The sequence below is a fragment of the Shewanella loihica PV-4 genome (assembly GCF_000016065.1).
Taxonomy (GTDB): domain Bacteria; phylum Pseudomonadota; class Gammaproteobacteria; order Enterobacterales; family Shewanellaceae; genus Shewanella; species Shewanella loihica.
The window spans coordinates 145,719-170,030 of record NC_009092.1; the positions used below are offsets into that span (position 1 = coordinate 145,719).

Consider the following 24,312-nt stretch of genomic DNA (forward strand, 5'->3'; position numbering starts at 1 on the left):
CCGCAAACTATCTCTGGATGAAGTGGAGAGCCGCTCATGATAGACCCATAGGTGCGCCACTTCAATCGCCCTTAGATATGAAGGGCGGGAGGCCGTTATCATTCCTGTTTATTTCAGGGTGTAAAAAAGCCACCCCTGGGGTGGCTTTTTCGAGATCGGACTAGGCAAAGCCTGTGGTGAGGGACTTCCACTGCTTCTGGCGTGCCAGGAGTTCCTGCTTCAGGTGCTCTACCTGCTGCATCAGCTGATGTGTGGTCAGCTGTTTGCGCTTGGCTTCCAGCAGCTCCTTATGGGCCTGATAGTAATCGGCAATATGGGTCTTGAGCAGCTCATATTCCGCATGGATCTTCTCGAGGATCTCTTCGTGGTTGGCCAGCTGTGTGACCTTATGCTGTGCCTTCTTCAGTTGCATCTGCAACTTGGCACTCTCGATCCGCTCCTGTGGCGTGACCCTGAGGTTGTTGGCCAGTCCAGTCCAGGCCATGGCGTTGATCAGCCATTTGGTGGGATCATAGTGCCACCAGAGGATGCCGTTGCGATAGTCGTTCTCGAAGATGTGGTGGAAGTTATGATAGCCCTCGCCATAGGTAAACAGTGCCAGCACGCCGTTGTCACGCGCCGTGTTTTTGTCTGTGTAGGGCTGGCTGCCCCAGATGTGGGCCAGCGAGTTGATGAAGAAGGTGCAATGGTGCACGACCACCAGACGCAGCAGGCCAGCCATCAGCAACATGGCCCAGACATCGCCATTAAGCCAGCCCAGCAGCGCCGGCAGGCCTATGTTCATGATGATGAGGAGCGGCAGATAATATTTGTGCTGCCACATCACAATTTTCTCATTCTGCAGATCACGCACGTTCTTATAATCGTGATAACGCTGCGCCTGATACTCCCTTAGCATCCAGCCGATATGGCTGTACCAGAAACCCATGTTAGCCGAATAGGGGTCTTTGTCGTTGTCATCCACATGCTTGTGATGGATGCGATGATCCGACGACCAGTGCAGGGCGCTGTTCTGCAGAGCTAGGGCGCCGCCCAAGGCAAACAGAAAACGTACCGACCAGTGTGCCTTGTAGGTGCGATGTGACCAGAGCCTATGGTATCCGGCGGTTATCGACAGACCGCTGGCGAAGGCGAGGCCGACAAAGGCAACCCATTCTGCCATGCCATAGCCATAGGTGATGCCATACCAAGGCACCAGGATGACAGCACCTAAGAAGGTGATGGCAAAGAGTAAAATGTTGGTCCAGATGAGGGGAGGCTTTTTCATTATAATGTCCAGGTTCTCTTCATTGAGCGTACAGCTGTAAGCCAATTCTACTGACTTAATGGAGCAGGTCAAGGCGGGCTGCGTTTTTGTCTCAAAGAAGGTATGATTGCCAGATTGAGTTTTATCTAGTGGATTCATCATGATGGGTATCAGAGCACAGCAAAAAGAAAAAACGCGTCGCGCCTTGGTCGATGCGGCATTTAATCAATTAAGTGCCGAACGCAGTTTTTCTAGCCTGAGTCTGCGGGAAGTGGCTCGCGAGGCCAACATAGCGCCAACCTCCTTCTATCGTCACTTTAAGGATATGAACGAGCTGGGGCTCACCATGGTGGATGAAGGCGGCCTGACCCTGAGACAGATGATGCGCAAGGGACGTCAACGCGCCGAGGCCGGCGGCAGCGTGATTCGCATCTCAGTCGATACCTTTATGGAAGTCTTGGAGTCTAACCCCAACGTCTTTCGCATCTTGCTGCATGAGCGCTCGGGCACCTCGGCGCCGTTTCGTGCGGCGGTGGCGAGAGAGATAGAACACTTCATCTCGGAGTTAGCGCACTACACCGAGGCGACCACCAAGCGCACCCCCGAACTGGCAAGAGCCCAGGCGGAGGCCCTAGTGACCTTAGTCTTCAATGCCGGCGCCGCGGCGCTGGATATGAAGCGGGTCGATCGCAAGATATTGGCGGATCGCCTGGTGATCCAGCTGCGCATGGTGGCTAAGGGCGCCGAGTCCCTGCAGCAGAAGATGGAACATCGTTAAGCCGGGAATAGGTAGCGCAAGAGAGCAACGAAAAAAGGGCCATCGGGCCCTTTTTTACTGTTTGACTTATAGCTAGCCGATTAACGACGTTCCAGCAGGACGCCAGATTCCATATGATCTGTATAAGGGAACTGGTCAAACAGCGCGAAGCGGGTGATCTTATGGGTTTTGTCCAACACCTTGAGGTTGTCCAGCAGGGTATTGGGATTACAAGAGATATAGAGAATACGCTCGTAGCCCTGCACCATAGACAGGGTATTATCATCTAAGCCTGCTCTTGGCGGGTCGACGAAGATGGTGTTGCAGTCATAGCTGTCCAGATCCACCCCTTCTAAGCGTCTGAAGCTGCGCTTCTTGGCCAGCGCATCGGTAAAGTCTTCCGCCGACATACGGATGATCTGCAGATTATCTATCTGGTTGGCCTCTATGTTGTACTGGGCCGAGTCCACAGATGGCTTGGCCAGTTCGGTAGCGAGCACGCGGTTGAAGTTCTGTGCCAGGGCGATAGAGAAATTACCGTTACCGCAGTAGAGCTCCAACAGGTCACCACTGCTATCACGGGTGATGTCGATGGCCCACTCGAGCATCTTGATCGCCACCTCGCCGTTTGGCTGGGTAAAGCTGTTTTCGACCTGCTTGTAGGTAAGCTGTTTGCCGTTGACGGGTAGGGATTCGATAACGAAGTCGCGATCCATCACCAGCTTCTGCTTACGAGCGCGGCCTATGATGTCCACCTTAAATTTGCTCGACAGTGCCTCTTTCAGCGCCTGAGCCTCCTCTTGCCACTGAGCATCGAGCTGCTTGTGGTACAGGAGTGACACTAAGATCTCTCCGCTGAGAGTAGAGAGAAAATCAACCTGGAACAGCTTGTGTCTCAGGACCGGGTTAGGACGCAGCGCCGCCATCAGCTCTGGCATCATGTCGTTGATCAACTGACTTGCCGGTAAGAACTGCTCGCAGCGTATCTTCTGGTTCTGCGCCTTATCGAACATGTAATAGTAGAGATCTTCACCCTCATGCCAGACGCGGAACTCGGCGCGCATGCGGTAGTGGGCCTTCTGTGAGGCAAACACTTCCAGTTCGGGTGTCTCGAAGTCGACAAATAGCTGGGCTAGTTTCTGACGTTTCACATCGAGTTGTGCGTCATATTGCTGGGGATCCATTGCGTCTACATTCATTTCTTAACACCGTTACTGTCTCTGGGGGCGCAAATAGTATACTACTTGTCGTTGATGTCTAGGGGGTGGCTAACATTGTAGCGGACTTTCCCGGCGGATTAAGCCGCCATAAAAGCCAATTGTGAGGCCTATGGCTTTAGCTTTTATCGCGAATGTGAAAAAATCGCCCCTTTAGTGTGTCTGCGTTTCTATGATGGGAGAGCCAATTTGTCAGCAAATATACTCGTGTTCGATTCCGGGGTAGGCGGCCTGTCGATATTGGCGGCGGTGCGAGAGCAGCTTCCCAGTGCGAACTACTGTTATCTGTTTGACAATGCCAGGCTACCCTATGGCGAACTTGACGAGCAGGAGCTGATCCAAGGTTGCGTGACCTTAATTAGTCAGGCGGTTATTCAGTGCCAGGCTGATATCGTGGTCGTGGCCTGTAACAGTGCCAGCACACTCATATTGCCAGCGTTAAGAGCCTGCCTGAAGGTGCCCGTGGTGGGCGTCGTTCCGGCTATCAAGCCCGCGGCGGCGTTATCACAGAAGAAACACCTTGGGCTATTGGCAACGCCCGGTACTGTCAATCGCCAATACACCCAAGATCTTATCGATCAGTTTGCCAGTGATTGTCGCGTGGACAGATTTGGCTCCTCCGAGCTGGTCTATCTGGCCGAGGATAAGATGGCGCAGCGGCCTGTGGATAGCGAGGCTCTGCATCGTATCCTTGCACCAATCAAAGCATCCGGGTTAGACACCCTGATCCTCGGCTGTACTCACTTTCCGATTCTAAGAGAGGAGCTGCAAAGCTACTTGGGTGAGGGCGTGCATCTATTAGATTCATCCAACGCTATTGCGGCCAGGGTGGTGAGCCTGCTCGAGCCGAGCATGAGTGGAGAGATAGGTAAGAGTCAGGCACTTTACACGACAGATAGTATTTGCGAGGGATTAAGGAAGACCTTAGCTGCCTGGGGATTCAGATCGGCTACCGCCTTTCGCGATAGCCTGATGCCAATAGGCAGCTAGGTTATGACGCTGCTAAATATAAGCTGACTTTCTAATATCAAATTAATATCAATTAAGCCGGGTTAAATTTAGCTGGCCTGTGCTCCTTCGTTTTTCTCTGCGTCTTGCGACTTAGCTTCACGAACCTTGAGGGTGCGTTCCTGGAACTCGAATTCGTTTAGTTTGGTCATCGCCTTCTTGGCGCCCGCCTCTGACATCTCGATAAAGCCGAAACCCTTACGACGTCCTGTCTTGCGATCGCGAACCAATCTGACCGAGCTGACAGGACCATACTTGCCAAATAACTCTTTCACTTCACCTTCGTGCACACGGTAAGGCAGGTTGCCTACATAGAGTGTCATTGTGGGTCCTGTATAAGTGTCGCCTCCGGTAGCGTTAGCGGGAGATGACTGAAGTGTAAAAATAACACTCGCAATAATAGCACCAGTAAAAAATGCGACCGCTGAATAAAGCTCTGGTGTGAACTGAGATATTGCCAATGCGCCCAGGATGGCGACAATCAAAACAATAAGAAATGGCTTTTGCATATAATAGGTTCTCTGAGGAATTGATAATTAACTGTTAACAGCTCGTATATGGTAATGAATTATTAGCAATTACACTAGCATATTGATGAAAAAACGAACTTTAGCGGCCTTTGATATTGCGAGATCCAGATCCATTCTGTGTGATTTCCCCTCGTTTTGTTTCTTAATTCAACGAAGCGATTAAAAGATCGACTTGCGATCGCCGATCCTTGAAAAAGCCCTTGCGCCCAAATCAGAACTGCCTATAATGCGCATCCACTGACACGGCAAAGCAGACAACGCAGCGTCGAAACACTTGGTAGCCAAGGCGATAAGGTAGTCAGTCACTGAAAAGTGAAGCCTCAAAAAGTTTGCAAAAACTGCTTGACGCGAACAAGGGATTGCGTAGAATACGCAGCCCTAGCCACTCGGGAATCACCGGGATGTGCTAACGCTCTTTAACAATTTATCAAGTAATCTGTGTGGACACTCGCAGGTATTGAGTTAATCGAAAACGATTTAAATCTCAATGCAACGATGAGTGTTCATAGCAATATGTACAAACATGTAGATGATTCTTCCGAGTCATTTATGTGAATCAGAATTCATTGAGTCGCTTCCTTTTGAATAAAGAGTGGAGCAAAAAACTTTTAATTGAAGAGTTTGATCATGGCTCAGATTGAACGCTGGCGGCAGGCCTAACACATGCAAGTCGAGCGGTAACAGAAAGTAGCTTGCTACTTTGCTGACGAGCGGCGGACGGGTGAGTAATGCCTAGGGAACTGCCCAGTCGAGGGGGATAACAGTTGGAAACGACTGCTAATACCGCATACGCCCTACGGGGGAAAAGAGGGGATCTTCGGACCTTCTGCGATTGGATGTACCTAGGTGGGATTAGCTAGTAGGTGAGGTAATGGCTCACCTAGGCGACGATCCCTAGCTGTTCTGAGAGGATGATCAGCCACACTGGGACTGAGACACGGCCCAGACTCCTACGGGAGGCAGCAGTGGGGAATATTGCACAATGGGCGCAAGCCTGATGCAGCCATGCCGCGTGTGTGAAGAAGGCCTTCGGGTTGTAAAGCACTTTCAGCGAGGAGGAAAGGTTAACGGTTAATACCCGTTAGCTGTGACGTTACTCGCAGAAGAAGCACCGGCTAACTTCGTGCCAGCAGCCGCGGTAATACGAGGGGTGCAAGCGTTAATCGGAATTACTGGGCGTAAAGCGTACGCAGGCGGTTGATTAAGCGAGATGTGAAAGCCCCGGGCTTAACCTGGGAACTGCATTTCGAACTGGTCAACTAGAGTCTTGTAGAGGGGGGTAGAATTTCAGGTGTAGCGGTGAAATGCGTAGAGATCTGAAGGAATACCGGTGGCGAAGGCGGCCCCCTGGACAAAGACTGACGCTCAGGTACGAAAGCGTGGGGAGCAAACAGGATTAGATACCCTGGTAGTCCACGCCGTAAACGATGTCTACTCGGAATTTGGTGTCTTGAACACTGGGTTCTCAAGCTAACGCATTAAGTAGACCGCCTGGGGAGTACGGCCGCAAGGTTAAAACTCAAATGAATTGACGGGGGCCCGCACAAGCGGTGGAGCATGTGGTTTAATTCGATGCAACGCGAAGAACCTTACCTACTCTTGACATCCAGAGAACTTTTCAGAGATGAATTGGTGCCTTCGGGAACTCTGAGACAGGTGCTGCATGGCTGTCGTCAGCTCGTGTTGTGAAATGTTGGGTTAAGTCCCGCAACGAGCGCAACCCTTATCCTTACTTGCCAGCGGGTAATGCCGGGAACTTTAGGGAGACTGCCGGTGATAAACCGGAGGAAGGTGGGGACGACGTCAAGTCATCATGGCCCTTACGAGTAGGGCTACACACGTGCTACAATGGTCGGTACAGAGGGTTGCGAAGCCGCGAGGTGGAGCTAATCTCACAAAGCCGGTCGTAGTCCGGATTGGAGTCTGCAACTCGACTCCATGAAGTCGGAATCGCTAGTAATCGTGGATCAGAATGCCACGGTGAATACGTTCCCGGGCCTTGTACACACCGCCCGTCACACCATGGGAGTGGGCTGCACCAGAAGTAGATAGCTTAACCTTCGGGAGGGCGTTTACCACGGTGTGGTTCATGACTGGGGTGAAGTCGTAACAAGGTAGCCCTAGGGGAACCTGGGGCTGGATCACCTCCTTACCTATACGATTGAATTGATATTTGTTGAGTGTTCACACAGATTACTTGATAGAAGATAGAGAATGACGTTGGGTCTGTAGCTCAGCTGGTTAGAGCGCACCCCTGATAAGGGTGAGGTCGGTGGTTCAAGTCCACTCTGACCCACCAATCTTTTCAACTGGAAAGATTCGGTAAACGTATTATTCTCGCTGCATGTAATGGGGCTATAGCTCAGCTGGGAGAGCGCCTGCCTTGCACGCAGGAGGTCTGCGGTTCGATCCCGCATAGCTCCACCATTTGCTCTTAAAGAGAGCATGCAGTTATGGTTAGAGATGCCAAAGATAAATGCAGAATTTATCTTTGGCTTTTTTAAGCCCGCTCTTTAAAAATTTGGAAAGCTGATAGTAATAACCGAAAGGTTATTGCGAAAAATAATTGAGTTCTCAAAACACACTTTAATCAAGTGACTTGAGTATTCTTTTGGCGAAAGTAGAAACCGTTAGTTGCGATGCGACTCAGATGAAACTCATTTGGGTTGTATGGTTAAGTGACTAAGCGTATACGGTGGATGCCTTGGCAGTCAGAGGCGATGAAGGACGTAGTAACTTGCGAAAAGCGTTGGCGAGCTAGTAACAAGCATTTGAGCTAACGATGTCCGAATGGGGAAACCCGGCACCATAAGGTGTCATCACTAAGTGAATACATAGCTTAGTGAGGCGAACGAGGGGAACTGAAACATCTAAGTACCCTTAGGAAAAGAAATCAACCGAGATTCCCCTAGTAGCGGCGAGCGAACGGGGATTAGCCCTTAAGCCTAGAGGGTGTTAGTGGAATGTGTTGGAAAGCACAGCGATACAGGGTGATAGCCCCGTACATGAAAACTAACTTTAGGTGAAAACGAGTAGGACGGGACACGTGATATCTTGTTCGAATATGGGGGGACCATCCTCCAAGGCTAAATACTCCTGACTGACCGATAGTGAACCAGTACCGTGAGGGAAAGGCGAAAAGAACCCCTGTGAGGGGAGTGAAATAGAACCTGAAACCGTATACGTACAAGCAGTGGGAGCGGTTCTTGAGACCGTGACTGCGTACCTTTTGTATAATGGGTCAGCGACTTACATTTTGTAGCGAGGTTAAGCGAATAGCGGAGCCGTAGGGAAACCGAGTGTTAACTGCGCGTTTAGTTGCAAGGTGTAGACCCGAAACCCGGTGATCTAGCCATGGGCAGGTTGAAGGTTGAGTAACATCAACTGGAGGACCGAACACACGTATGTTGAAAAATGCGGTGATGACTTGTGGCTGGGGGTGAAAGGCCAATCAAACCGGGAGATATCTGGTTCTCCTCGAAAGCTATTTAGGTAGCGCCTCGAGCGAATACCATTGGGGGTAGAGCACTGTTAAGGCTAGGGGGTCATCCCGACTTACCAACCCTTTGCAAACTCCGAATACCAATGAGTACTACTCGGGAGACACACGGCGGGTGCTAACGTCCGTCGTGAAAAGGGAAACAACCCAGACCATCAGCTAAGGTCCCAAAGTTATTGCTAAGTGGGAAACGATGTGGGAAGGCTTAGACAGCTAGGATGTTGGCTTAGAAGCAGCCATCATTTAAAGAAAGCGTAATAGCTCACTAGTCGAGTCGGCCTGCGCGGAAGATATAACGGGGCTAAGCAATACACCGAAGCTATGGGTACTAGCGCTTGCGCTAGTGCGGTAGAGGAGCGTTCTGTAAGCCGTTGAAGGTGAAGGGGTAACCCACGCTGGAGGTATCAGAAGTGCGAATGCTGACATGAGTAACGATAAAGGGGGTGAAAAACCTCCTCGCCGAAAGACCAAGGGTTCCTGTCCAACGTTAATCGGGGCAGGGTGAGTCGACCCCTAAGGCGAGGCCGAAAGGCGTAGTCGATGGGAAACGGGTTAATATTCCCGTACTTCTGCTAACTGCGATGGAGAGACGGAGAAGGCTAGGCTAGCGCGGCGTTGGTTGTCCGCGTTTAAGGCTGTAGGTAGGGTACTTAGGCAAATCCGGGCACCTAATACTGAGAGTTGATGACGAGTCACTACGGTGATGAAGTAGTTGATGCCATGCTTCCAGGAAAATCTTCTAAGCTTCAGGTTAGTAGGAATCGTACCCCAAACCGACACAGGTGGTCGGGTAGAGAATACCAAGGCGCTTGAGAGAACTCGGCTGAAGGAACTAGGCAAAATGGTACCGTAACTTCGGGAGAAGGTACGCTCCTGTTGGTGATGAGACTTGCTCTCTAAGCTGACGGGAGTCGCAGATACCAGGTGGCTGCAACTGTTTATCAAAAACACAGCACTGTGCAAAATCGCAAGATGACGTATACGGTGTGACGCCTGCCCGGTGCCGGAAGGTTAATTGATTGGGTTATCTTCGGAGAAGCTCATGATCGAAGCCCCGGTAAACGGCGGCCGTAACTATAACGGTCCTAAGGTAGCGAAATTCCTTGTCGGGTAAGTTCCGACCTGCACGAATGGCGTAATGATGGCCACGCTGTCTCCAGCCGAGACTCAGTGAAGTTGAAATTGCGGTGAAGATGCCGTATACCCGCGGCTAGACGGAAAGACCCCGTGAACCTTTACTATAGCTTGGCACTGAACATTGACCCTACATGTGTAGGATAGGTGGGAGACTTTGAAGCGGGAACGCCAGTTCTCGTGGAGTCATCCTTGAAATACCACCCTTGTAGTGTTGATGTTCTAACTCTGGCCCCTGAATCGGGGTTGAGGACAGTGCCTGGTGGGTAGTTTGACTGGGGCGGTCTCCTCCCAAAGAGTAACGGAGGAGCACGAAGGTTGGCTAAGTACGGTCGGACATCGTACGGTTAGTGCAATGGCATAAGCCAGCTTAACTGCGAGACATACACGTCGAGCAGGTGCGAAAGCAGGTCATAGTGATCCGGTGGTTCTGAATGGAAGGGCCATCGCTCAACGGATAAAAGGTACTCCGGGGATAACAGGCTGATACCGCCCAAGAGTTCATATCGACGGCGGTGTTTGGCACCTCGATGTCGGCTCATCACATCCTGGGGCTGAAGTCGGTCCCAAGGGTATGGCTGTTCGCCATTTAAAGTGGTACGCGAGCTGGGTTCAGAACGTCGTGAGACAGTTCGGTCCCTATCTGCCGTGGGCGTTGGATGATTGAAGGGAGCTGCTCCTAGTACGAGAGGACCGGAGTGGACGAACCGCTGGTGTTCGGGTTGTCATGCCAATGGCATTGCCCGGTAGCTACGTTCGGAATCGATAACCGCTGAAAGCATCTAAGCGGGAAGCGAGCCCTAAGATGAGTCATCCCTAGACCTTTAAGGTCTCTAAAGAGCCGTCCGAGACTAGGACGTTGATAGGCAGGGTGTGTAAGCGTTGTGAGGCGTTGAGCTAACCTGTACTAATGACTCGTGAGGCTTAACCATACAACCCAAAAGGGTTTCGTAAGATGGTTTTACGTAATCAAAAGAATACAAAGTACTTGATTGAAGTGCGAACTCAGATTGACTCTTAGATAAGAGTACAGCTTTCCGAATTTCCAATTTTGTCTGGAAACCATAGCATTGTGGTCCCACCTGATCCCATCCCGAACTCAGAAGTGAAACGCAATCGCGCCGATGGTAGTGTGGGGTCTCCCCATGTGAGAGTAGGTCATTTCCAGGCGCCTAATAAACGATAAATCCCCAGCACCTAGTGTTGGGGATTTTTTCGTTTAACAGCTTTTGAAATATCTACTCGAGCATGGGAAAAAGAGAGTGCATGCAAAGCATGCCACCTTTCCATGTGAAGTAGGGTGAATCACTTGCGTTTATCAAACGAAGTTTGATGCAAGGGATGAACGCGGAGAGCTCTGCTCGAAGCTGGCCATGACAGGCGCCTACTCCCGACGTCCCCCACCGCTGAGCGGGTTCTCCGGCTACGAAGCATAGCTTCTCCGCGTTCAAGTGAGGCTAAATACTGCGTATTTAAAGCGCCTCACCTTCACCCCCATGTGTTCGCTGCGCGAACCGAGTAGGTCATTTCCAGGCGCCTAATAAAGCAAAAAGCCCTAGCGTTTTAGGCTAGCGCTTTTTGCTTTCTACGCTCGGCTAAATTGCTCCTGGCAATTTATGGCACTTCCTACATTCCATGTAGGTCGCGCGAAAGCGCTACTTCACATGCAGCCCAAAGCTGCTTACGCAGTATGGCAGTTAAGTGCTCCATTCATTAACTGCATTTCCGCCATTCAAGGTGGTCAGGCCCCTCAGTTCGCAGCTTAGCTGATTCGCGCTCCAGTCATCCATCAAGCTGCGCTTGATAAGCGGATGTCTTGCACCCTCATGTGAGATACGACTTTCTATAATCGCGGACGAAAATATGGTTTTAGCTGCTCGATACTCTTCGCAGCTCTGTTTGCAACGGTATGGGTATCCTTTTTACAGGTGTCAATTGCCGAACGGTACGATCCTTCCTATTTTCAGAGTCCATTCATAGGTGAATCATGAGCTCCATCAAGATTAATCTTTGTTGGGATTTAGGTTGCCGGGGTTAGATACGTTACAATGGCTTTTTTGGCTGACAGACATAAATCACGCTTCCTCTATGGACTCCAAGAACACTGACTCTTTAACGCAATTTAATACCCTGGGCCTTAAGGCTGACTGCTTTCGATTGGTTAGGGCAAGGCAGGAGGCTGAGCTTATTGCCGTCTGTTTGCAGGCCTTTAAACAGCTGGAGCCGCTATTGCTGATAGGTGGTGGTAGTAATATTGTGCTCACCGAGACCTTCCAAGGGACTGCCGTATTAGTGGAGACCAAGGGAATCGAGGTGAGTCAGGATGAGAAGTACTATTACCTCAGTGTCGAGGCCGGTGAGGTGTGGCATGATCTTATCAAGTTCTGTCTCGATAATAAGATGCCAGGACTCGAGAACCTCGCGTTGATTCCAGGTTCTGTCGGCGCCGCGCCCATACAAAATATCGGTGCCTATGGCGCAGAGCTGGCGCAGTTCTGCAATTGGGTCGAGTATCTCGACCTCGCTAGCGGTGAAATAAAGCGGCTAAAAGGCGCTGAATGCGAGTTTGCCTACCGTGAGTCCATCTTCAAGAATGCCCTAAAGCATAGCGCCGTGATCTTGCGGGTGGGCTTTGTGCTATCCAAGGCGTGGCAACCTAATCTCAGCTATGGCCCATTGCAGGCATTGAGCGAACGTACCCAAGGGGTGACGCCAAGAGAGGTGTTCGATTGCATCTGCGAGACACGCATGGCCAAACTGCCCGATCCTGCCGTATTAGGTAACGTCGGCAGCTTCTTTAAAAATCCTGTGGTGAGCCAGCAAACATTCGACGCGCTCAAGCAGCAATATGCCGACATAGTCGGCTATGCGCTGGAAGATTCACAGGTTAAGTTGGCGGCTGGCTGGTTGATCGACAGGGCAGGGCTCAAGGGGCAGTCTGTTGGCAATGCAGTGGTTCATCTTAAACAGGCCTTAGTCATAGTTAACAGAGGGGGCTGTAGCGGTCAGGATGTATGTGACTTGGCGGAGTTGGTGATAGATAGGATATTCGAACAATTTGGCGTAAGGTTAGAGGTCGAACCTAGGGTCATAGGCGCAACCGGACAGAAGGAATTAGCAGATGCATGATCAGTGGGCCCGTCGCCGGGATATTATTCGTTTGTTGAGTCAGGGACACTTTGTGTCGGGCGAGGCGCTGGCCAGTGAGCTCGGCATCTCTCGGGCGGCAGTCAGCAAGCAGGTAGCCAACTTAGAAGAGTTTGGCGTCGACATCTATAGCGTTAAAGGTAAGGGCTATAAGCTAGCCACACCTATCTCGCTTATCGATGAGGCTAAGCTTAAGACTGCTATCAAGAATCGCTGCTTCTATTTTAATGAGATCAACAGCACCAACGGATTCCTACTCGAGCATGTGAAGGATCTCAGCAGCGGCGATATCTGTGTGGCCGAGTATCAGTCTGCCGGGCGTGGACGCCGCGGGCGTCAATGGGTATCTCCCTATGGATGCCACCTCTATACCTCCTTCTATTGGCAGTTTTCTCAGGGAATGGCCCAGGCGATGGGGCTTAGCCTGGTGGTTGGCTGCTCTTTGGTAACAGTGCTGCGTTCACTGGGAGTCGATGGCATAGGGGTTAAGTGGCCGAACGACATCTACCTCAACCATAAGAAGCTTGCGGGGATACTGATCGAGATGAGTGGCCAAGCCGACAGTGTTTGTGACCTAGTGATAGGTATAGGCATCAACCTCTCTATGTCGCCGGCGCAAGCGGATAAGATAGATCAGCCCTGGAGCGATCTGTCTGAGTTGACGCAGTTGCCGGACAAAACGGAGCTGATGATAGCGCTGCAGCAGCAGTTGGTGACAGATCTGGAGCTGTTTCAGCGTCAAGGTCTGAAGGCATTCCAGTCAAGATGGCGCGAGGCCGATCTGTTCGACGGTGAGCCTATCAAGCTGTTGATGGGCGAGAATAGCGTCGAGGGGATCTGCTGCGGTATCGACGAGCAGGGGGCAATATTGCTTAAGACGGAGGAGGGCACTAAGGCCTTCGTCGGCGGTGAGATCTCCATGCGTCCTGCATAACAAAACGGCCATCTTTTGATGGCCGTTGATCTATCTATAGGTGCTTGGCTATCTACTTTAAACCTATTTACGCATCAGCACCTGGTGCATCATATGATCTGTGCCCTTGCGCAGGATAAGATGCGCCCTGTCTCGGGTAGGCAGAATATTCAGATTCAGGTTAGGGCCGTTGATGCTGTCCCAGATGTTGGCGGCTATCTTGGTGGCCTCATCGTCAGTCAGTTCTGAATAGTGATGGAAGTATGAGTTAGGGTCGCTAAAGGCGCCGGTGCGGAATTTGAGGAAGCGGGAGATATACCACTCCTTGAGCAGCGGCTCTTCGGCATCCACATAGATAGAGAAGTCGACAAAGTCGGACACGAAGGGCTGCTGAATGGCCACATGGGTATCCTGGCCCGTCTGCAGTACGTTGAGCCCTTCGATGATCAGGATATCGGGCTGTTCTATGGCCTGCTGTGTATCGGCCACTCGGTCGTAACTGATATGAGAATAGATAGGCGCATGTACCAGACTCTCACCTGCCTTGATCTTGGAGATGAACTCGACCAGCAGTTTCATATCATAGCTTTCTGGAAATCCCTTACGCTGTAGCAGTCCGCGGCGTTTGAGCTCAGACAGGGGATATAGGAAGCCATCTGTGGTGACCAGGTCCACCTTGGGATGCTCGGGCCACTGACGCAGTAGTGCTTGAAGGATACGCGCCGTAGTACTCTTGCCTACCGCGACACTGCCGGCGATGCTAATAATATAGGGACGCTTAGGCGGTACACGACCGAGAAACTGATTCAGTACCAGTCCTCTCTGCTGCTTGGCACCGACGATCAGGTTCAGCAGGCGGCTAAGGGGCAGATAGATGTCGGTGACTTCATCGAGGGAGATAGATTCGTTAATACCGCGCAGATCGTCGAGATCGGATTCGCTGAGTGTCAGAGGCACAGATTTTCGCAGCTCGGCCCACTGTTGGCGGGCAAATGCGAGATAGAGTGCATTGTGAATTTGGTTGTTGGCGCGCATGAATGAAATCTCCCCTTAGGCAAGGCACAGTACACCATAGACCTCGGTGGAACAACATCAAAAACACGATTCCATAATGGCTTATTAACCTGTCGAAGCTTAGTGGGTAAATAGTGCACTTTCTGAGGCTTGCGTGGCGGAAAAAACGACGTTTAGGCGATTTTTTTGCAGATTTTTAAAATTAGGTATTGCACTTGTGCTCACGATTACCTAATATCCGCTACCGAAATGACACGCCGGCATAGCTCAGTTGGTAGAGCAACTGACTTGTAATCAGTAGGTCCCGAGTTCGACTCTTGGTGCCGGCACCATTTCTCTGGAGGGGTTCCCGAGTGGCCAAAGGGATCAGACTGTAAATCTGACGGCTCAGCCTTCGAAGGTTCGAATCCTTCTCCCTCCACCATTTTTCTAGGTAGTTAGGTAACCTTAGTTAGGTTGCGCGGATGTCGTATAATGGTATTACTCCAGCCTTCCAAGCTGATAACGCGGGTTCGATTCCCGCCATCCGCTCCAATTTTCGCTGATTGTGCCCGTATCTATGAGCCAGCCCAACAGGGTCCCGTTCACGATAAACTGCCTTCAGCCTTCCCAACTAAGCTTCCGTAATTATCTTAATTAAATCGATTCGATGACATAATAGGCATCGGATTTTTTGTTGTATGTAGATTTCATCACCAAGTATCTCTTAATTGGGGCAATACCATGGCTAAAGAAAAATTTGAACGTAGCAAACCTCACGTAAACGTGGGCACCATCGGTCACGTTGACCATGGTAAAACAACTCTTACAGCTGCTATCTCTCACGTACTGACTAAGACGTACGGTGGTGAAGCTAAAGATTTCGCACAGATCGATAACGCTCCAGAAGAGCGTGAGCGCGGTATTACCATCAATACCTCTCACATCGAGTACGACACTCCAACTCGTCACTACGCACACGTAGACTGCCCAGGCCACGCTGACTATGTTAAAAACATGATCACTGGTGCTGCACAGATGGACGGCGCTATCCTAGTAGTAGCTTCTACTGACGGTCCAATGCCACAGACTCGTGAGCACATCCTGCTTTCTCGTCAGGTAGGTGTACCTTTCATCATCGTATTCATGAACAAGTGTGACATGGTTGACGATGAAGAACTGCTAGAACTAGTAGAGATGGAAGTTCGTGAACTGCTATCTGAATACGACTTCCCAGGTGATGACCTACCAGTTATCCAAGGTTCAGCTCTGAAAGCCCTAGAAGGCGAGCCAGAGTGGGAAGCTAAGATCCTAGAACTAGCTGAAGCACTAGACTCTTACATTCCAGAGCCAGAGCGTGCTATCGACGGTGCATTCATTCTGCCAATCGAAGACGTATTCTCAATCTCAGGCCGTGGTACTGTAGTAACTGGTCGTGTTGAGCGTGGTATCGTTAAAGTTGGTGACGAAGTAGAAATCGTAGGTATCAAAGACACTACTAAGACTACTTGTACTGGTGTTGAAATGTTCCGTAAGCTGCTTGACGAAGGTCGTGCAGGTGAGAACTGTGGTGTACTACTACGTGGTACTAAGCGTGATGAAGTTGAGCGTGGTCAAGTACTGGCTCAGCCTGGTTCAATCACTCCACACACTCAGTTCGAATCAGAAGTATACGTACTGTCAAAAGAAGAAGGTGGTCGTCACACTCCATTCTTCAAGGGCTACCGTCCACAGTTCTACTTCCGTACAACTGACGTAACCGGTACTATCGAGCTGCCAGAAGGCGTTGAAATGGTAATGCCTGGTGACAACATCAAGATGGTTGTTACCCTGATCTGCCCAATCGCGATGGACGAAGGTCTACGTTTCGCTATCCGTGAAGGTGGCCGTACAGTTGGTGCTGGTGTTGTAGCTAAGATCATCGCTTAATAGCATTTGATTTTACAAACACACTGAAAAAGGCAGCTTAGGCTGCCTTTTTTGTTTTAGAACTCCCAGATATTGTGCTTATCCTTGTGCGGCTTAGCCTTGCTTACTGCGCGGAATAAGAATACAATCTATGGCCGATTTTTGACCCTCTGGGCTTACTGCTTGCTCTGGGAGTAAGTTCGGAGAATGTTAGTGGTATGGACTGGGCAATCTCAGCACTTGCGAGTTTTTTATGCCCGGCCAGACTTAAGCTCAGGTCGTAGTGAGTAACGGAATTAACCGATGACAACAAATACTGAAAACCAGGGAAGCTCTCTGGATATCGTTAAATGGGGCATAGTAGTCGTACTGCTAGCGGCCGCCATTATTGCTAATCAGATGTATAGCGAAGCTAGTGTATTAGTTCGTGCTATCGGTGTCGTAGTGGCATTTGCAATAGCAGGTTTTATCGCGCTTCAAACCGAGAAGGGTAAACAAGCGCTGACTTTCGCTCGCGAGTCTCACATTGAAGTGCGTAAAGTGGTATGGCCGACGCGTCAAGAAGCCCTAAACACGACATTTATCGTACTACTGGCAACAGGTGTACTGGCATTGGTTCTGTGGGGAATGGATGCGGTACTGCTGAGAATTGTTAATTTTATTACGGGCGTATAGGCATTTCATATGACTGAAGCTAAAAAAAGATGGTATGTGGTTCAGGCCTTTTCGGGTTATGAAGGTCGTGTATGCAAATCATTGCTTGAACACATCAAAATGCACGGCATGGAGCATTACTTCGGCGAGGTACTAGTACCTACCGAGGAAGTGGTTGAGATGCGTGCAGGCCAGCGTCGTAAGAGCGAGCGTAAGTTCTTCCCTGGCTATGTGTTGGTACAGATGGAAATGAACGATGAAAGCTGGCACTTGGTGAAGAGCATCCCTCGTGTGATGGGCTTTATCGGTGGCACCTCTGATCGTCCAGCGCCTATCTCTGATCGCGAAGCCGATGCGATTCTGCAGCGTCTACAAGAGACGACAGAGTCTCCGACTCATCGCGTGATGTTCGAGCCTGGTGAAGTGGTTCGCGTAACCGACGGTCCTTTTGCCGACTTTAACGGCACCGTTGAAGAGGTCGACTACGAGAAGAACCGCGTTAAGGTGTCTGTAATGATCTTCGGTCGTTCAACACCTGTAGAGCTAGATTTCAGCCAGATCGAAAAAAGCTGATTAAATAAAGCACAAAACGTATTGGAAATGGGTGCGGATTTTTGTATAATCCGCACCCATTATTTTCGGGGAGCTAATCGGCATGTCGCCGCTAGCGTTTGTACCCAAACTTGAGGAAAATGTCTCATGGCAAAGAAAGTTGATGGTTACATCAAACTACAAGTAGCAGCCGGTGCTGCAAACCCGTCGCCACCAGTTGGTCCTGCATTGGGTCAAAAAGGTGTCAACATCATGGAATTCTGTAAAGCATTCAACGCTCGTACTGAAAAGTTCGAGAAAGGTATGCCAATTCCTGTTGTGATCACTGTTTACACTGATCGCTCTTTCACTTTTGAAACTAAGACGCCACCTGCTTCATTCCTGCTGCTTAAAGCTGCTGGTCTTAAGTCTGGTTCAGGCCGTCCTAACACTGAAAAAGTGGGAACTATCAAGCGTAGCGCTGTCCAGGAAATCGCTGAGACTAAAGCTGCTGATATGACTGGTGCTGACATTGAAGCGATGACTCGCTCAATCGAAGGTACTGCGCGTTCAATGGGTTTGGTAGTAGAGGATTAATATCATGGCAAAGCTAACTAAACGCGCGCGTTTGATCCGCGAGAAAGTAGAAGCGACTAAGAGCTACGACATCAACGAAGCTGTTGCACTACTGAAAGAACTAGCTACTGCTAAGTTCGTTGAAAGTGTTGACGTTGCGGTTAACCTAGGTGTTGACCCACGTAAATCAGACCAAAACGTTCGTGGCGCGACTGTTCTGCCACACGGTACTGGTCGTGAAGTACGTGTTGCTGTGTTTACTCAAGGTGCTAACGCTGACGCCGCTAAAGAAGCCGGTGCTGAGCTAGTTGGTATGGACGAGCTTGCTGCACAAGTTAAAGCTGGTGAAATGAACTTCGACGTAGTTATCGCATCTCCAGATGCAATGCGCGTTGTTGGTCAGTTAGGCCAAATCCTGGGCCCACGTGGTCTGATGCCTAACCCTAAGACTGGCACTGTAACGCCAAACGTTGCTGAAGCTGTTAAGAACGCTAAAGCTGGTCAGGTTCGTTACCGCAACGACAAGAACGGTATCATCCACACTACCATCGGTAAAGTGGACTTCGAACCAGTTCAACTGAAAGAAAACCTAGACGCTCTGCTAGGCGCGCTTATCAAAGCTAAGCCAGCTGCAGCGAAAGGCGTTTTCGTTAAGAAAGTAAGCATCTCTACCACTATGGGTGCAGGTGTTGCGGTTGATCAGAGCACTCTGAACCCAACTGCTTAATTTCTTAGCTTGTTTTACAAGGTGCGGGGATTAGTCTATAATGCGCGCACCTTGTGGGTTGAGGACCATTTTCATTCGTGTAAATGGTTCACGTCCAAGACCGTAGGTGTTAACGAATAAACGTTAGCTTAATTCCCTACGTAGACGGTGTCGGACCCCAGATAGATTTATTCTGCCTGGATATTCGCGCCGTAAGTAACTGAGTATTAAATACTTAGTTTGGTAATTGCTAGGGATATCCCTAGATTGAATCCAGGAGTAAAGCCAATGGCATTAAGACTCGAAGACAAAAAAGCGATTGTTGCTGAAGTCAACGAAGCTGCCAAAGGTGCTTTATCTGCAGTTGTAGCCGATTCTCGCGGTGTGACTGTAGGTGATATGACCGGTCTTCGTAAAACCGCTCGTGAATCTGGTGTTTACATTAAAGTTGTACGTAACACACTAGTTAAGCGCGCTGTTGAAGGTACTGATTTCGAGTGCCTAAGCGAAACATTTACTGGTCCTACTTTGATTGCATTCTCTAACGAGCACCCAGGTGCCGCTGCGCGTCTTCTTAAAGATTTCGCGAAAGCTCAAGGGAACTTTGAAATCAAAGCAGCAGCCTTTGAAGGGGAATTAATCCCTGCAAGCGACATTGATCGTTTAGCAAAACTACCAACATACGAAGAAGCACTAGCACAGTTCATGATGACTATGAAAGAAGCATCTGCTGGCAAGTTCGTTCGTACATTGGCCGCTCTACGCGATCAGAAAGAAGCTGCTTAATTTTACAAGCCGCTTAAATAAATTGAATTCAGTACAATTAGGAATTTTTTGTTATGTCTATCACTAAAGACCAAATCTTAGAAGCCCTTGCAGCTATGTCTGTAATGGAAGTTGTTGAACTAATCGAAGCAATGGAAGAGAAGTTCGGCGTTTCTGCCGCTGCTGCTGTTGTTTCTGGTGGTGCTGATGCAGGCGCTGCTGCTGAAGAGAAGACAGAGTTTGACGTAGTTATGACTTCTCACGGCGACAACAAAGTTGCAGTAATTAAAGCTCTTCGTGGCGCTACAGGTCTAGGCCTGAAAGAAGCCAAGGGTATGGCTGAATCAGCTCCAGTAGCTGTTAAAGAAGGCATCTCTAAAGAAGAAGCTGAAGCACTGAAGAAAGAGCTTGAAGAAGCTGGTGCTCAAGTAGAGATCAAGTAAGTTATACTCTAACTTACAACCTCCCGAGTGATCGGGCGGAGGCTGGCGGTTTTTTAACCGTCGGCCTTTTTTGCGCTGTAAGCGTAGGCGATTTTTTATTCACCGTTTGTCGCCAGATTTCGCAGTCCCTAGCAGAGATTATTGGTTAGGTTCTTGCTTTCAACGGTGATGGGCAAACGTGCTGTTGCAACCCAGCGTTGTTTCAGTCTTGGTCACATCTCGCAATCAGAGGAAACCCATGGTTTACTCCTATTCTGAAAAGAAGCGTATTCGCAAAGACTTTGGTAAGCGTCCACAAGTGTTGGATATCCCTTACCTTCTGTCAATCCAGTTGGACTCGTTTAAGAAGTTCACCGATCAAGATCCTACAGGTGAGCGTGGTTTAGAAGCCGCTTTCCGTAGCGTTTTTCCCATCAAGAGCTTTTCTGGTAATTCAGAGCTGCAATATGTCAGCTATAAGCTAGGTGAGCCAGTTTTTGATGTGAAAGAGTGTCAAATTCGCGGTGTTACATACTCTGCTCCACTACGCGTTAAACTGCGTATGGTGCTGTATGATCGTGAAGCTGCGCCTGGCACAGTTAAAGACATTAAAGAACAAGAAGTCTACATGGGGGATATCCCTCTGATGACTGAAAACGGTACCTTTGTTATCAATGGTACTGAGCGTGTTATCGTTTCTCAGCTGCACCGTTCTCCTGGTGTATTCTTCGATCACGACCGTGGTAAGACCCACTCTTCAGGTAAGGTGCTTTATAACGCACGTATTATTCCTTACCGTGGCTCATGGTTGGACTTCGAGTTCGATCCTAAAGATGCACTGTTTGTACGTATTGACCGTCGTCGTAAGCTTGCGGCGTCTATCATACTGCGTGCACTTGACTACTCTACTCAAGATATTCTCGATCTGTTCTTCGAACGTGTTCAGTACAAGATCAAGAAAGATAGCCTAGTCATGGCACTGGTTGCCGATCGCCTACGTGGTGAGACAGCCAGCTACGACATCAAAGATGCTGAAGGTAACATCATAGTTGAGAAGGGCCGCCGTATTACTGCGCGCCACATTCGTCAACTTGAAAAGACAAACACCACAGAGCTCGAAGTACCTGTTGAGTACATTTCAGGCAAGATCGCTGCACAAGACTACATCGACCCAGATACGGGCGAAGTACTGGTTTCTGCTAACGCCGAAATCAGCCTGGAAGATCTTGCTAAGCTGTCTATGGCCGGCATCAAAGATATCGACACCCTATACGTCAACGAGCTTGACCACGGTGCCTATATCTCTGACACCCTACGTATCGATTCAACCACTAACCGCCTAGAGGCGCTGGTTGAGATCTATCGTATGATGCGTCCTGGCGAGCCGCCAACCAAGGATGCTGCCGAAGCGCTATTCCAAAACCTCTTCTTCAGTGAAGAGCGTTACGACCTGTCTAAAGTGGGTCGTATGAAGTTCAACCGTCGTCTCGGTATCGATGACGATGAAGGTACAGGTATCCTGACCAAAGAAGATATCGTTGCAGTAATGCAGAAGATCATCGAAATCCGTAACGGTAACGATGAAGTCGACGATATCGACCACCTGGGTAACCGTCGTATCCGTAGTGTTGGTGAAATGGCTGAGAACCAGTTCCGTGTTGGTCTCGTTCGTGTAGAACGTGCCGTACGTGAGCGTCTGTCTCTTGGCGATCTTAACGAGCTGATGCCACAAGATCTGATCAACGCTAAGCCGATTTCTGCGGCAGTGAAAGAGTTCTTCGGTTCTTCTCAGCTGTCTCAATTCATGGACCAGAACAACCCGCTGTCAGAAGTGACACACAAGCGTCGTATCTCTGCGCTTGGCCCAGGCGGTCTGACCCGTGAGCGTGCAGGTTTCGAGGTTCGAGACGTTCACCCAACTCACTATGGTCGTCTATGTCCAATTGAGACCCCTGAAGGTCCAAACATCGGTCTGATCAACTCGTTGGCAAGCTTCGCGCGCACCAACTCTTACGGCTTCCTCGAAACACCATACCGCAAAGTGGTTGATGGTGTGATCACAGATCAGGTGGATTACCTGTCTGCTATCGAAGAAGGTCGTTACGTGATCGCACAGGCTAACATCGAAGTCGATGCCGATGGCCGTATGGTTGAAGAGCAGATCGCTTGTCGTCATAAGGGTGAATCTACCTTTATGCGTGCAGCAGACGTTCAGTACATGGACGTATCACCACAGCAGATCATCTCTGTGGCAGCCTCTCTGATCCCGTTCCTAGAACACGATGACGCGAACCGTGCATTGATGGGTGCGAACATGCAACGTCAGGCAGTACCAACACTTAGAGCTGACAAGCCGCTAGTAGGTACTGGTATTGAGCGTACATTGGCCGTTGACTCAGGCGTAGTTGTTGCCGCTAAGCGTGGTGGTTACGTTGACTATGTCGATGCGAGCCGCATCGTGGTTAAGGTTAACGAAGACGAGCTGACTCCTGGTGAAGCCGGTATCGACATCTACAACCTGACCAAGTACACACGTTCTAACCAGAACACCTGTATCAACCAGCGTCCATGTTGTAGCGTTGGCGAGCCAGTGGTTCGTGGTGACGTACTTGCAGATGGTCCATCTACCGACCTGGGTGATCTTGCGCTTGGTCAGAACATGCGTATCGCATTCATGCCTTGGAACGGTTACAACTTCGAGGATTCGATCTTAATCTCTGAGCGCGTTGCGCAAGAGGATCGTTTCACCACTATCCACATTCAAGAGCTTTCTTGTATCGCTCGTGATACTAAGCTGGGTAGCGAAGAGATCACCGCCGATATTCCTAACGTGGGTGAGTCTGCGCTGTCTAAGCTGGATGAATCAGGTATCGTTTACATCGGTGCAGAAGTGAAGGGTGGCGACATCCTGGTTGGTAAGGTTACGCCTAAGGGCGAGACTCAGCTGACCCCTGAAGAGAAGCTGCTACGCGCTATCTTCGGTGAGAAGGCTTCTGACGTTAAAGACAGCTCACTGCGTGTCCCTAACTCTGTTAAGGGTACCATCATCGACGTTCAGGTATTTACCCGTGACGGCGTTGAAAAAGACAAGCGTGCTGTAGAAATCGAAGAGATGCACATCGCTCAGGCTAAGAAAGACCTGACCGAAGAGTTCAAGATCCTTGAAGAAGGTGTCTTCGGCCGTGCGCGTAACCTTCTCATTGGAGCAGGTTTTGCCGAAGCCGAGCTTGATGCTCTGCCACGTCCTCAACTACTGGTACAAACCATTGAAGACGAAACTAAGCAGACTGAACTCGAGCAACTTGCCGAGCAGCATGAAGAGCTGAAAGCCGATTTCGATAAGAAATTTGAAATCAAACGCCGCAAGATCACCCAAGGTGATGACTTGGCACCTGGCGTACTGAAGATCGTTAAGGTTTACCTGGCGGTTAAACGTACTATCCAGCCTGGTGACAAGATGGCGGGTCGTCACGGTAACAAGGGTGTGATCTCTAAGATCAACCCAATCGAAGATATGCCGTATGACGAAAACGGTAACCCAGTGGACATCGTACTGAACCCACTAGGTGTACCATCACGTATGAACATAGGTCAGGTTCTCGAAGTGCACTTAGGTGCCGCGGCCAAGGGCATTGGTGATCGCATCACCGCTATGCTCGAAGAGCAGCGTGAACTTGCAGAGCTTCGTGGCTACATCAAGAAGGTGTACGAACTGGGTGAAGACGTGCAGCAGCAGGTCGACATCGACTCGTTCACCGATGAAGAAGTTCTACGTCTTGCTAAGAACCTCAAAGGCGGTATTCCGACTGCGACTCCAGCATTCGACGGCGCGAAAGAGAAAGAGATTAAGGACATGCTTGAACTAGCAGGTCTGCCAACCTCTGGACAGCTGAAGTTGTTTGATGGTCGTACCGGTAACGAGTTTGAACGTCCGGTAACCGTAGGTTACATGTACATGCTTAAACTTAACCACTTGGTTGACGATAAGATGCACGCGCGTTCAACAGGTTCTTACAGTCTTGTTACTCAGCAGCCTCTGGGCGGTAAAGCTCAGTTTGGTGGTCAGCGTTTCGGTGAGATGGAAGTATGGGCACTTGAAGCATACGGTGCCGCTTACACGCTACAAGAAATGCTTACTGTTAAGTCTGATGACGTTAACGGTCGTACTCAGATGTATAAGAACATCGTCGACGGTAACCATCAGATGCAACCAGGCATGCCTGAGTCCTTCAACGTATTGCTGAAGGAGATCCGTTCGCTCGGTATTAACATCGAGTTGGATCAAGAGTAAGACTTGGCCATCGCC

At 49.9% G+C, this 24,312-nt stretch carries 16 protein-coding genes, 5 tRNA genes and 3 rRNA genes; 20 read left to right on the forward strand and 4 right to left on the reverse strand.

Annotated elements, in window-relative coordinates:
• Window positions 1-160: 160 nt before the first annotated feature.
• The gene (locus SHEW_RS00680) at window positions 161-1,267 is read right to left on the reverse strand and encodes a fatty acid desaturase (RefSeq protein ID WP_011863945.1); all 1,107 of its coding nucleotides are present in this window, start codon (window positions 1,265-1,267) and stop codon (window positions 161-163) included.
• 142 nt (window positions 1,268-1,409) lie between these two features.
• Here SHEW_RS00680 and fabR point away from each other — a divergent pair, with 142 nt between their 5' ends.
• Window positions 1,410-2,024, forward strand: coding sequence for an HTH-type transcriptional repressor FabR (fabR, locus tag SHEW_RS00685; protein ID WP_041406854.1), 615 nt, complete (start codon window positions 1,410-1,412; stop codon window positions 2,022-2,024).
• 80 nt (window positions 2,025-2,104) lie between these two features.
• On the opposite strand, the gene trmA is transcribed toward fabR, so the two are convergent.
• On the reverse strand, window positions 2,105-3,202 hold the full coding sequence (gene trmA / locus SHEW_RS00690; protein WP_011863947.1) for a tRNA (uridine(54)-C5)-methyltransferase TrmA: 1,098 nt from the start codon (window positions 3,200-3,202) through the stop codon (window positions 2,105-2,107).
• 207 nt (window positions 3,203-3,409) lie between these two features.
• Here trmA and murI point away from each other — a divergent pair, with 207 nt between their 5' ends.
• Window positions 3,410-4,210 (forward strand): glutamate racemase, encoded by an 801-nt coding sequence (murI, locus tag SHEW_RS00695; protein ID WP_011863948.1) that lies wholly within the window; start codon window positions 3,410-3,412, stop codon window positions 4,208-4,210.
• A gap of 68 nt (window positions 4,211-4,278) precedes the next feature.
• Here murI and SHEW_RS00700 read toward each other — a convergent pair whose 3' ends face one another.
• The gene (locus SHEW_RS00700) at window positions 4,279-4,737 is read right to left on the reverse strand and encodes an RNA recognition motif domain-containing protein (protein ID WP_011863949.1); all 459 of its coding nucleotides are present in this window, start codon (window positions 4,735-4,737) and stop codon (window positions 4,279-4,281) included.
• A 630-nt stretch (window positions 4,738-5,367) separates the two neighbouring features.
• On the opposite strand from SHEW_RS00700, the gene SHEW_RS00705 reads away from it, so the two are divergent.
• From SHEW_RS00705 to birA, 7 genes are all read left to right on the forward strand, one after another.
• Window positions 5,368-6,910, forward strand: a 16S ribosomal RNA gene (locus tag SHEW_RS00705).
• A 70-nt stretch (window positions 6,911-6,980) separates the two neighbouring features.
• Window positions 6,981-7,057, forward strand: a tRNA-Ile gene (locus SHEW_RS00710).
• A 52-nt stretch (window positions 7,058-7,109) separates the two neighbouring features.
• Window positions 7,110-7,185 (forward strand) — tRNA-Ala (locus SHEW_RS00715).
• Window positions 7,186-7,430: 245 nt separating this feature from the next.
• Window positions 7,431-10,323, forward strand: a 23S ribosomal RNA gene (locus SHEW_RS00720).
• 122 nt (window positions 10,324-10,445) lie between these two features.
• Window positions 10,446-10,561: ribosomal RNA gene (rrf, locus tag SHEW_RS00725) — 5S ribosomal RNA — on the forward strand.
• Together the 16S, 23S and 5S rRNA genes with 2 tRNA genes alongside form the textbook arrangement of a ribosomal RNA operon.
• A 918-nt stretch (window positions 10,562-11,479) precedes the next feature.
• Window positions 11,480-12,520, forward strand: a complete 1,041-nt coding sequence (gene murB, locus SHEW_RS00730; RefSeq protein ID WP_011863950.1) for a UDP-N-acetylmuramate dehydrogenase — start codon at window positions 11,480-11,482, stop codon at window positions 12,518-12,520.
• On the forward strand, window positions 12,513-13,472 hold the full coding sequence (birA, locus tag SHEW_RS00735) for a bifunctional biotin--[acetyl-CoA-carboxylase] ligase/biotin operon repressor BirA (RefSeq protein ID WP_011863951.1): 960 nt from the start codon (window positions 12,513-12,515) through the stop codon (window positions 13,470-13,472). The genes murB and birA overlap by 8 nt, the downstream gene beginning before the upstream one ends.
• Window positions 13,473-13,535: 63 nt before the next feature.
• Here birA and coaA read toward each other — a convergent pair whose 3' ends face one another.
• Complete coding sequence (gene coaA, locus SHEW_RS00740) at window positions 13,536-14,486, reverse strand: type I pantothenate kinase (protein WP_011863952.1); 951 nt, start codon at window positions 14,484-14,486, stop codon at window positions 13,536-13,538.
• Window positions 14,487-14,721: 235 nt separating this feature from the next.
• On the opposite strand from coaA, the gene SHEW_RS00745 reads away from it, so the two are divergent.
• The 11 genes from SHEW_RS00745 to rpoB all read left to right on the forward strand — a co-directional run bounded on the left by SHEW_RS00745 (window position 14,722) and on the right by rpoB (window position 24,297).
• A tRNA-Thr gene (locus tag SHEW_RS00745) sits at window positions 14,722-14,797 on the forward strand.
• Window positions 14,798-14,804: 7 nt separating this feature from the next.
• Window positions 14,805-14,889, forward strand: a tRNA-Tyr gene (locus SHEW_RS00750).
• Between the two features lie 36 nt (window positions 14,890-14,925).
• A tRNA-Gly gene (locus tag SHEW_RS00755) sits at window positions 14,926-14,999 on the forward strand.
• A gap of 189 nt (window positions 15,000-15,188) precedes the next feature.
• The gene (tuf, locus tag SHEW_RS00760) at window positions 15,189-16,373 is read left to right on the forward strand and encodes an elongation factor Tu (protein WP_011863953.1); all 1,185 of its coding nucleotides are present in this window, start codon (window positions 15,189-15,191) and stop codon (window positions 16,371-16,373) included.
• Between the two features lie 282 nt (window positions 16,374-16,655).
• Complete coding sequence (gene secE, locus SHEW_RS00765) at window positions 16,656-17,027, forward strand: preprotein translocase subunit SecE (protein ID WP_011863954.1); 372 nt, start codon at window positions 16,656-16,658, stop codon at window positions 17,025-17,027.
• Between the two features lie 9 nt (window positions 17,028-17,036).
• Window positions 17,037-17,579: a transcription termination/antitermination protein NusG gene (gene nusG / locus SHEW_RS00770; protein ID WP_011863955.1), complete on the forward strand. Its 543-nt coding sequence runs from the start codon at window positions 17,037-17,039 to the stop codon at window positions 17,577-17,579.
• A gap of 126 nt (window positions 17,580-17,705) precedes the next feature.
• Complete coding sequence (gene rplK, locus SHEW_RS00775) at window positions 17,706-18,134, forward strand: 50S ribosomal protein L11 (RefSeq protein WP_011863956.1); 429 nt, start codon at window positions 17,706-17,708, stop codon at window positions 18,132-18,134.
• A 4-nt stretch (window positions 18,135-18,138) separates the two neighbouring features.
• Window positions 18,139-18,840 (forward strand): 50S ribosomal protein L1, encoded by a 702-nt coding sequence (rplA, locus tag SHEW_RS00780; protein ID WP_011863957.1) that lies wholly within the window; start codon window positions 18,139-18,141, stop codon window positions 18,838-18,840.
• A 267-nt stretch (window positions 18,841-19,107) separates the two neighbouring features.
• A complete protein-coding gene (gene rplJ / locus SHEW_RS00785; RefSeq protein ID WP_011863958.1) occupies window positions 19,108-19,605 on the forward strand; it encodes a 50S ribosomal protein L10 in 498 nt (165 codons plus the stop codon).
• Window positions 19,606-19,658: 53 nt separating this feature from the next.
• Window positions 19,659-20,027, forward strand: a complete 369-nt coding sequence (rplL, locus tag SHEW_RS00790; RefSeq protein ID WP_011863959.1) for a 50S ribosomal protein L7/L12 — start codon at window positions 19,659-19,661, stop codon at window positions 20,025-20,027.
• A gap of 238 nt (window positions 20,028-20,265) precedes the next feature.
• Window positions 20,266-24,297 (forward strand): DNA-directed RNA polymerase subunit beta, encoded by a 4,032-nt coding sequence (gene rpoB, locus SHEW_RS00795; protein ID WP_011863960.1) that lies wholly within the window; start codon window positions 20,266-20,268, stop codon window positions 24,295-24,297.
• Window positions 24,298-24,312 lie beyond the last annotated feature (15 nt).

Excerpts from the sequence above, each read along its gene's own strand:
- SHEW_RS00680 (WP_011863945.1), bottom strand. The coding sequence starts at position 1,267 with ATGAAAAAGCCTCCCCTCATCTGGACCAACATTTTACTCTTTGCCATC.
- fabR (WP_041406854.1), top strand. The coding sequence starts at position 1,410 with ATGGGTATCAGAGCACAGCAAAAAGAAAAAACGCGTCGCGCCTTGGTC.
- trmA (WP_011863947.1), bottom strand. The coding sequence starts at position 3,202 with ATGAATGTAGACGCAATGGATCCCCAGCAATATGACGCACAACTCGAT.
- SHEW_RS00700 (WP_011863949.1), bottom strand. The coding sequence starts at position 4,737 with ATGCAAAAGCCATTTCTTATTGTTTTGATTGTCGCCATCCTGGGCGCA.
- murB (WP_011863950.1), top strand. The coding sequence starts at position 11,480 with ATGGACTCCAAGAACACTGACTCTTTAACGCAATTTAATACCCTGGGC.
- birA (WP_011863951.1), top strand. The coding sequence starts at position 12,513 with ATGCATGATCAGTGGGCCCGTCGCCGGGATATTATTCGTTTGTTGAGT.
- coaA (WP_011863952.1), bottom strand. The coding sequence starts at position 14,486 with ATGCGCGCCAACAACCAAATTCACAATGCACTCTATCTCGCATTTGCC.
- tuf (WP_011863953.1), top strand. The coding sequence starts at position 15,189 with ATGGCTAAAGAAAAATTTGAACGTAGCAAACCTCACGTAAACGTGGGC.
- secE (WP_011863954.1), top strand. The coding sequence starts at position 16,656 with ATGACAACAAATACTGAAAACCAGGGAAGCTCTCTGGATATCGTTAAA.
- nusG (WP_011863955.1), top strand. The coding sequence starts at position 17,037 with ATGACTGAAGCTAAAAAAAGATGGTATGTGGTTCAGGCCTTTTCGGGT.
- rplK (WP_011863956.1), top strand. The coding sequence starts at position 17,706 with ATGGCAAAGAAAGTTGATGGTTACATCAAACTACAAGTAGCAGCCGGT.
- rplA (WP_011863957.1), top strand. The coding sequence starts at position 18,139 with ATGGCAAAGCTAACTAAACGCGCGCGTTTGATCCGCGAGAAAGTAGAA.
- rplJ (WP_011863958.1), top strand. The coding sequence starts at position 19,108 with ATGGCATTAAGACTCGAAGACAAAAAAGCGATTGTTGCTGAAGTCAAC.
- rplL (WP_011863959.1), top strand. The coding sequence starts at position 19,659 with ATGTCTATCACTAAAGACCAAATCTTAGAAGCCCTTGCAGCTATGTCT.
- rpoB (WP_011863960.1), top strand. The coding sequence starts at position 20,266 with ATGGTTTACTCCTATTCTGAAAAGAAGCGTATTCGCAAAGACTTTGGT.